9 protein-coding genes and 2 pseudogenes are annotated in these 7,365 nt (G+C 54.5%); 9 read left to right on the forward strand and 2 right to left on the reverse strand.

All coding sequences use genetic code 11. The features are described from left to right. The 3 genes and pseudogenes from DW806_RS14745 to DW806_RS15535 form a co-directional block, all read left to right on the forward strand. Nucleotides 1-739 (forward strand): DUF4368 domain-containing protein (locus tag DW806_RS14745; protein WP_118730434.1); only part of this gene is annotated, 739 nt, incomplete at its 5' end. After that, a pseudogene (locus DW806_RS14750) lies at nucleotides 736-1,081 on the forward strand (TnpV protein). The gene DW806_RS14745 and the pseudogene DW806_RS14750, both read left to right, overlap by 4 nt. Before the next feature lie 132 nt (nucleotides 1,082-1,213). Next, nucleotides 1,214-1,309 (forward strand): annotated as a pseudogene (locus DW806_RS15535) (Type 1 glutamine amidotransferase-like domain-containing protein); the annotation flags it as partial. Nucleotides 1,310-1,453: 144 nt separating this feature from the next. Here DW806_RS15535 and DW806_RS14760 read toward each other — a convergent pair. Beyond that, nucleotides 1,454-2,605, reverse strand: coding sequence for a sensor histidine kinase (locus tag DW806_RS14760; RefSeq protein ID WP_003500147.1), 1,152 nt, complete (start codon nucleotides 2,603-2,605; stop codon nucleotides 1,454-1,456). Then, nucleotides 2,602-3,279 (reverse strand): response regulator transcription factor, encoded by a 678-nt coding sequence (locus tag DW806_RS14765; protein ID WP_003500146.1) that lies wholly within the window; start codon nucleotides 3,277-3,279, stop codon nucleotides 2,602-2,604. Before DW806_RS14765 ends, DW806_RS14760 begins: the two co-directional genes overlap by 4 nt. A 144-nt stretch (nucleotides 3,280-3,423) precedes the next feature. Here DW806_RS14765 and DW806_RS15060 point away from each other — a divergent pair, with 144 nt between their 5' ends. The 6 genes from DW806_RS15060 to DW806_RS14790 all read left to right on the forward strand — a co-directional run. After that, the gene (locus DW806_RS15060; protein WP_173011513.1) at nucleotides 3,424-3,570 is read left to right on the forward strand and encodes a CD1871A family CXXC motif-containing protein; all 147 of its coding nucleotides are present in this window, start codon (nucleotides 3,424-3,426) and stop codon (nucleotides 3,568-3,570) included. Between the two features lie 25 nt (nucleotides 3,571-3,595). Beyond that, nucleotides 3,596-4,471 (forward strand): 4Fe-4S binding protein, encoded by an 876-nt coding sequence (locus DW806_RS14770; protein ID WP_442512630.1) that lies wholly within the window; start codon nucleotides 3,596-3,598, stop codon nucleotides 4,469-4,471. Further along, nucleotides 4,468-5,454, forward strand: coding sequence for a TlpA disulfide reductase family protein (locus DW806_RS14775; protein ID WP_118730432.1), 987 nt, complete (start codon nucleotides 4,468-4,470; stop codon nucleotides 5,452-5,454). The genes DW806_RS14770 and DW806_RS14775 overlap by 4 nt, the downstream gene beginning before the upstream one ends. Nucleotides 5,455-5,491: 37 nt before the next feature. Continuing rightward, complete coding sequence (gene msrB / locus DW806_RS14780) at nucleotides 5,492-6,604, forward strand: peptide-methionine (R)-S-oxide reductase MsrB (protein WP_003500142.1); 1,113 nt, start codon at nucleotides 5,492-5,494, stop codon at nucleotides 6,602-6,604. 320 nt (nucleotides 6,605-6,924) lie between these two features. After that, nucleotides 6,925-7,110, forward strand: a complete 186-nt coding sequence (locus DW806_RS14785) for a hypothetical protein (RefSeq protein WP_003500141.1) — start codon at nucleotides 6,925-6,927, stop codon at nucleotides 7,108-7,110. A 44-nt stretch (nucleotides 7,111-7,154) separates the two neighbouring features. Further along, the coding region (locus DW806_RS14790; protein ID WP_118730433.1) for a DUF3847 domain-containing protein at nucleotides 7,155-7,365 on the forward strand (211 nt) is incomplete at its 3' end.

Here is a 7,365-nt window from a genome sequence, read left to right on the forward strand (position 1 = left end):
CGAGTATGCGAAGCATGACAGAGCCGAGTTTGTCCGTGTGGTGCAGGAAGCGCAGTCCAGCCAGCAGACCACAGAGGTCAGGAAACAGCGGACACGCCTTGCCACAGCAAAGCAGAGAGTTTCCGAGCTGGAAGTCCTGCTCTGCAAAATCTATGAGGATAACATTTTAGGCAAGCTGTCCGACAGCAGATACGCCACTCTGGACGCTCAATACGAAAAGGAACAGACCGAGCTTACCGCTGAAATCTCTGTTCTGGAAAAGGCAGTCAAGAGCTATGAGAAGCATGAAAAGGACGCTGACCGTTTTATCGCTCTGATTGACAAATATGAGAACTTCGACAAGCTGACCATTGCCATGCTCAACGAGTTTATCGAGAAAATCCTCGTGCATGAGCGTGACCGCAAAGGCAGTATACAGACCACACAGGAGGTCGAGATTTACTTCAATTTTGTCGGGCGATTTGTTCCCCCGGCGTTTGGAGAAGTTGAGCTGACCCCGGAAGAATTAGAGGAAATCCGCAAGCGTGAGGAACGCAAGGACAGGCTTCATCAGAACTACTTGAAGCGGAAAGCCAGCGGAGCGCAGAAGCGATACGAGGACAAAATCAAGAAGCGGAAAAAGGCGGAAATCGAAGCCAAGAAAGCCGCCATTCGTGCGGAGGACATTGCAAAGGGAGTGTTCGTCCCTGTCAGCAGTTTACCGCAGAGAGAGCCGATGAAAGGAGTACAAACAGCATGAATATCACTTACACACAGAACGGAGATTACCTTATCCCGAACATCGTTATCCGCAAGACCAAGCCCCTCGGACACTACGGCAGACTTCGCAAGGCGTATCTGGAAAATGCACCGTCCGATACTGTTCAATGAGCTGGTGTTATCAGATAAGCTTTTTGAGCATTGCGCCGAGATTGACGAAGCGGCACGAAACCGAATAGAGCTGATCGTGCGGTCACTGGCAGAGCAAAACGGAGTGACCGAACAGCTGAAAGCCGAAAATCAGATGGAGTGGGTACGGCAGATGAACGCTTGCAAGGCACAGGCAGAGGAAGTTGTGAAAGCGGAATTGATTTATGATTGAGCGAGGAAGTCCGGGCAGAAAACTGTTCGGACTTTTCTCATATCTCACAAAAGTTGAGGTAGAATTGTTCACAAGTTTTATGGTATAATTTGAACACGAAATTGAGCAACAAATTTATAAAGGAGAATATGGATGAAGCTGTTTTTATGTTCGCACTTTTCAAGTGTAGGAAGTTTGATAAAAGAAGAAATTGATAACAAGAAAGTCGCATTCATTCCCACGCCGTCTGCAAGCTGACGGACGTAGACCCGGACACGGGCTGCAAGGAATTTGAGATTGAAAAGGGACGCTTCTCTTTCCGGCTGACCGCCCCATACAGAGAGGAACGCCGCAGCGCGGCGAGCGAAGCGGCGAAAAACGAATAAAAGGGTTTTAGGGCTTCGTTGATTGTTGCGTTGGCACCCCCACCGCAATGGTAGTGCCCTTCTCGGAACTTTCCTCCACCCAAACGGAGCCGCCGTGGAGGTCGGCGATCTCCCATACCAGCGAGAGCCCCAGTCCCGCACCGCCGTACTCGCGGCTGCGGGACTTATCCACCCGGAAAAAGGGCTGGAAGATGCTCTGCTGATACTTCTCCGGAATGCCGCAGCCGGTATCGGAAACGCGAATCAGGAGTTTTTCCGTTTCCTGTGTGACACAGACCCGCACCGAGCCGCCCGGCCGGTTGTACTTGACAGCATTCTCCGTCAGGTTGAAGATCAGCCGGTAGATCAGTGCATCGCTGCCGGTCATAATGCCGTCGCCCTCCGCCGTCAGCGTGACGCCGAGCTTATCTGAGAGCGGCGCAAGATCTGTGAAGATCTCCTCAATCATGGGAGCGAGCTGGATCCGCTCGTTCCGCGCCACCTGCCGCAGATTGCTCATCTCCAGCAGTGTCCTGGTCAGCTGTATCAGCCGTTCCGTCTGCTCACGCAAAAGCGTGAGGAACTCCGCCGTCTCCGGTCGCACATCAGGATGCTCCGCGGAAAACAGCTCCAACTGCGCCTGCATTAGTGCCAGTGGCGTGCGCAGTTCGTGGGCCGCGTTGCCGGTGAACTGCCGCTGGGCGGCAAAGGCATTGTTCAGCCGCTCCAGCATCTGGTTGAACGAGCGGCTCAGCTGCTGAAATTCTGGAATGACGTCTTCATCGATCCTCATATCGGCAAGATTGTTCAGCTGCACCTGCTCCACCTGCGAGGCAAAACTGCGCAGGGGCTTGAGCGCACGTCCGCTGACAAAATAGGTCAGAATGCCGCTGAGCAGCGTTACCGCAGCCGTGATGTACCAGTTGGTGGTGCGGAAGCGCCCCTGCGCCCCATCGATGACGATGGTCAGCTCCTCGTCGGGCGCTATGAGCTGCGGGTCAAAGCTCGCCGCTTCGCCCTCATTCAGGATTACCGTGCTGCCGCCCTGTAAGCTGTCCGCAATGGTGTCCATATAGTACACGCCGGAGGAGCAGAGCAGCAGATTCATGATTACGCAGGTGGCACCGATGAGCAGGACGGTCATCAGGGTGATGCGCCATTGCAAGGAAAGATGCTTCATGCTTCCTCGCCCCCCATCAGATAGCCCTCGCCGATGCGGTTGCGGATGGGATCATAACCCAGCGCGGCGCGGAGCTTTTTGCGCAGGGCGGAGATGTGGACGCGAATGGAATTGCTGAAGCTGTCCACGCTGTTGTCCCAAACGTGATCCATCAGCTCCTCCTGGCTCACGGGCCGCCCCTGATGCACCATCAGGTATTCAAGTATCCCTGTTTCCTTGCGGGTGAGCGTCAGCGTCTGCCCGTTGACGGCGGCGGTACGGGAGCGGGTGTCAAAGGTCAGCTCACCGCAGATCAGCAGCACATCCTGCTGGGTGAACTGCCGCAGGGTCAGGCTGCGAATGCGAGCCTCCAGTTCGGCAAGATGAAAGGGCTTTGCCAGATAGTCGTTGGCTCCCGCGTCCAGTCCCTCCACCTTGTCCTCCACCTCACCCCGGGCGGAGAGGATCAGTACTTTTGTCTCCCGGTCGGTCTGCCGCAGGGTGCGCAGCACTGTCATGCCGTCCTTCCCCGGCAGGTTCAGATCCAGCAGTACCAGATCGTAGCGCTCCACGCCCAGAAGCTCCACCGCCTTCTCCCCGTCGTAGCAGCAGTCCACGCTGTATGCCTGGCGTCGCAGGCTGCGGACGATGGTTTCGCACAGGGCGCGTTCATCTTCAATTACTAAAAGGTGCATAAGAGCCCTCCTTCTTTATTCATTTTCATGTTGTTTTTAATTATAGCAAACCCAGATAAAGTTTGCATTAAATTTTCGTTCTTAACAAGGACTTTAACTCTCTTGCGTTATGATGGTAGCAGAAAAAGTGAAAGGGTGATGGAATTGAGCCATGTAAAAAAAACGGCGGCGCAGGCCTTGTTGCTGGTTGTGGGTATCGCCATGTTGTGCTTCGGCGTATGGCGCGGTGAGGCGGCGACGGTGCTGAGCAAAGCGATTAAATTATGTCTGGAGTGTGTGGGCATTGGGTAAAAAATTTTCGGGCGCGTCACAACTCCTGTCCCGCTTTCGGAGTTGGATACAGGCAGGGGCAGCCTTATTGACCAACCTGCACCTGCCGAACTTTCTCAAAGGAGGCCTGTATCAGGGCGCAGGGAAAACCGTCTGCGTGCCGGGGCTGAACTGCTACTCCTGCCCAGCGGCCTCCGGTGCCTGTCCCATCGGGGCGTTTCAGGCAGTGGTGGGCTCATCCAAGTTCAGCTTCTCCTATTATATCACAGGTTTCCTCATTTTGCTGGGAGTCCTGCTGGGACGCTTCATCTGCGGTTTTCTGTGCCCCTTTGGCTGGTTTCAGGAGCTGCTGCACAAAATCCCCACGAAGAAGCTCTCCACAAAGAAACTCAAGCCCCTGCGATACTTCAAGTACGCCGTACTGCTGGTGATGGTTTTCCTGCTGCCGGCGTTCCTTGTAAATGATGTAGCCATGGGCGACCCGTTCTTCTGTAAATACCTCTGCCCGCAGGGCGTGCTGGAGGGAGCCATCCCGCTGTCCCTTGCCAATTCCGGCATCCGGGCGGCGCTGGGCAAGCTGTTTACATGGAAGTTCAGCATCCTGCTGTCGGTGATCGTGTTGAGCGTACTGTTCTACCGGCCGTTTTGCAAGTGGCTCTGCCCACTGGGCGCGTTCTATGCGCTGTTCAACCGGGTGTCCCTCTTCCAGATGAAGGTGGACAAGAGTAAGTGCGTCTCCTGTGGAAAGTGTGCCAGAGCCTGCAAGATGGATGTGGATGTGACGAAAACGCCCAACCACACCGAGTGCATCCGCTGCGGAATGTGCGTCCGCGCTTGTCCGACGAACGCCGTGTGCTTCCGTTACGGCTTCGGCAACGGGAAAGAAACACCAAAGAAAACAACGATGGAGGAATCAAAATGAACATGAAGAGAATTTTTGCACTGGCTTTTGCCGTGCTGATGGTGCTGGCCCTGGCGGCCTGCGGCATGAAGAACAATGACAAGATGGGTGACATGAGCGGCAACGGCTCCGCCATGACCGGCGAGCCGAAAAACGCCGAGGAGGCGCTCAGCCTGCACAAGGAGCTGCTGGAGCGGGAGAACGCGATCCTGTCGGAAAATACCGAGCTGTGGGAAAAGGTCTTTATGGAGGCCGACAAGGGCATGGCCATGGTCGAGGACGGGAAAAACTACGGCGACTTCCTGCTGGATACCATCGAGACCGCGAAAGAGCAGTTCGCCGACAAGGAGTATGAGTGGCTGAAGGAGTCAGCCACGGAGATCAGCAATATTGAAAACAAGCTGACCGAGTTGGAAGAGAAGTATCCCGAGATCATGCAGAAATCCATGGACGGCGATATGAGTATGCCCGCGGGCGATGATATGAGTATGCCGTCCGATCAGAGCGGCGCGGACAAGATGGCCGAGCAGGGCAGTATGCAGAAGTTCCCCGCCTTTGAGGGGAAAGACCTGGACGGCAACACGGTGAAGAGCGATGAGCTGTTCTCCGGCAACGCCGTCACCGTAGTGAATTTCTGGTTTACCACCTGCAATCCCTGCGTGGGCGAGCTTTCCGAGCTGGACGCGCTGAACAAGGAGCTTGCGAAGAAGGGCGGCGCACTCATCGGTGTCAACACCTTCACATTGGATGGCGATGAAGCGGCAATTTCCGAAGCAAAAGATGTACTGGCCAAGAAGGACGCCACCTATCAGAATGTGTATTTTGACTCAGATGGTGAGGCGGGAAAGTTTACCACCAACATCTTTGCCTATCCCACCACCTATGTGGTCGACCGCAGCGGCAATATTGTGGGCGACCCCATCGTAGGCGCCATCACGGAAAAGAAGCAGGCGGAGATGCTGCAAAAGCTCATCGACCAGGCTCTTGCCGCCGATATGGGCTGACAAACGAATTTATCATCTCAGAATGGAGGGAAACACCATGTATCGGAGAGTATTGCCGCTTCTGCTCACCGCGGTACTGCTGCTGAGCGGCTGCACTGCCGGGCAGAAAAATATTCCGCAGAAAACGGACGAGAAGGAAAGGACCGGACAGCCCTCTGATATGTCCGGTGAAGGAAGCATGTATATGGATACCACGGAAAATGTCATCTATCTGGCGGGCGGCTGCTTCTGGGGCATGGAACAGCTGATGCAGTCCATCCCCGGCGTCATCGATGCCGAGAGCGGCTATGCCAACGGCACCTGCGAGGCGGACGCCGATTACAAGACCGTCTGCAAGGGTGAGACCGGCTTTCGGGAGGCCGTGCGGGTGGAGTATGACCCCGGACAGGTGAGTCTCGACGCCCTGCTGCTGGCCTACTTCTATGTGATCGACCCCACGGTGGAGAACCGGCAGGGCAACGACCGGGGCAGCCAGTATCAGACCGGTGTCTATTACACCAACGAAAGCGCGAAGGAAACGGTGGAGCGCATTGCGGAGATCGAGCGGGGACGCAGTGAAAAGTTCTTCGTGGAGATCGGCCCACTCAAGAACTACTACCCTGCCGAGGAGTACCACCAGAACTACCTCGAAAAGAACCCGAACGGCTACTGCCACATCCCGCGGGCGGAGATGGAGCTGTTCTCCAAGCTTCGCATCGATCCAGGCGACTACCAAAAGCCCGCAGCAGAGTCCATTCGGGACAAACTGACGGAGGAGCAGTACCGCATCACCCAGGAGAACGGCACGGAACGTCCATTCAGCAATGAGTTCTGGGATCAGTTCGAGAAGGGCATCTATGTGGATATCGTCACCGGCGAACCGCTCTTTTCCTCCACGGATAAGTACGAGAGCGGCTGCGGCTGGCCGGCTTTCACAAAGCCCATTGAAGAGCCTGCCGTGGTGGAACTGGAGGACCTGAGCCACGGCATGCGCCGCACAGAGGTCAGAAGCCGTGCCGGAGATTCTCACCTTGGTCATGTGTTCACCGGCGATCCGGAGTCCCCAAATGGCGTGCGCTACTGCATCAACAGTGCGGCCCTGCGCTTTGTGCCTTACGCAAAGATGGAAGCAGAGGGTTACGGATATCTTCTGTATCTGTTCGAGGAATGAGTTCACAAAATACAATGGCTGGATACAAAACGGCTACAAATTCGTGAAGAACCTATGTACAGCCAGAAATACGTGGATTATTTGGACGAAAAGCGTATTGAGAGTGCATTTTATAACCCTAAATCAAAGCCCAAGACTTGTCAGGGAATTGTAATTGATTGTGAAGGTTTAAAGGTTATTTGCAAAGACTAATTAGAAAATTCAAGTTTGTCGAACTGATAAAATCCCTTTAGGAACTAAAGGGCGCACTTCTATACTCTCTTGTCGAGAGTATTGTGCGTCCTGCGGAGCTTCATTCTCTGTCAGCAGAAAGAAACTGCATGACCGAGAATGTTTCGTCACTTCGCTCCGTCAAGGTGGCTACACCCCCTTGCGCCGCTAAAGCAGCTATCCCCTGTGGACTTGCCGTCCGCAAACAGCATAAAATGCTGTTCGCCGCCAGCAAGTTTGAAAAAATAAATACCGAAAATCAGACCGTTGACTGGTCGCACTATGCGAAAAGTTGACGGTCTTTTTTTATCCCCAAAATCAAAAAAGGAGGTCAATCCCAATGACAAAACCGAAAACCCTCGACCAGCTCCGAGCCGAAAAGGAACGAGCCGAGACGCAGCTTGCACAGGAACAGCACAAGCTGGAGCGTCTGGAGAATAGAAAGAAGTATCTGGAGAAAGGTGAACGCACCAAGCGCACACACCGCCTTTGCAATCTGGGCGGCACGATTGAGAGCCTTGCCCCGGAGGTCAAAGATCTCACACGCACCG

The sequence above is a fragment of the Butyricicoccus sp. AM32-19 genome (genome assembly GCF_003480365.1).
In the GTDB taxonomy this organism is placed as follows: Bacteria; Bacillota; Clostridia; order Oscillospirales; family Butyricicoccaceae; genus Agathobaculum; species Agathobaculum butyriciproducens.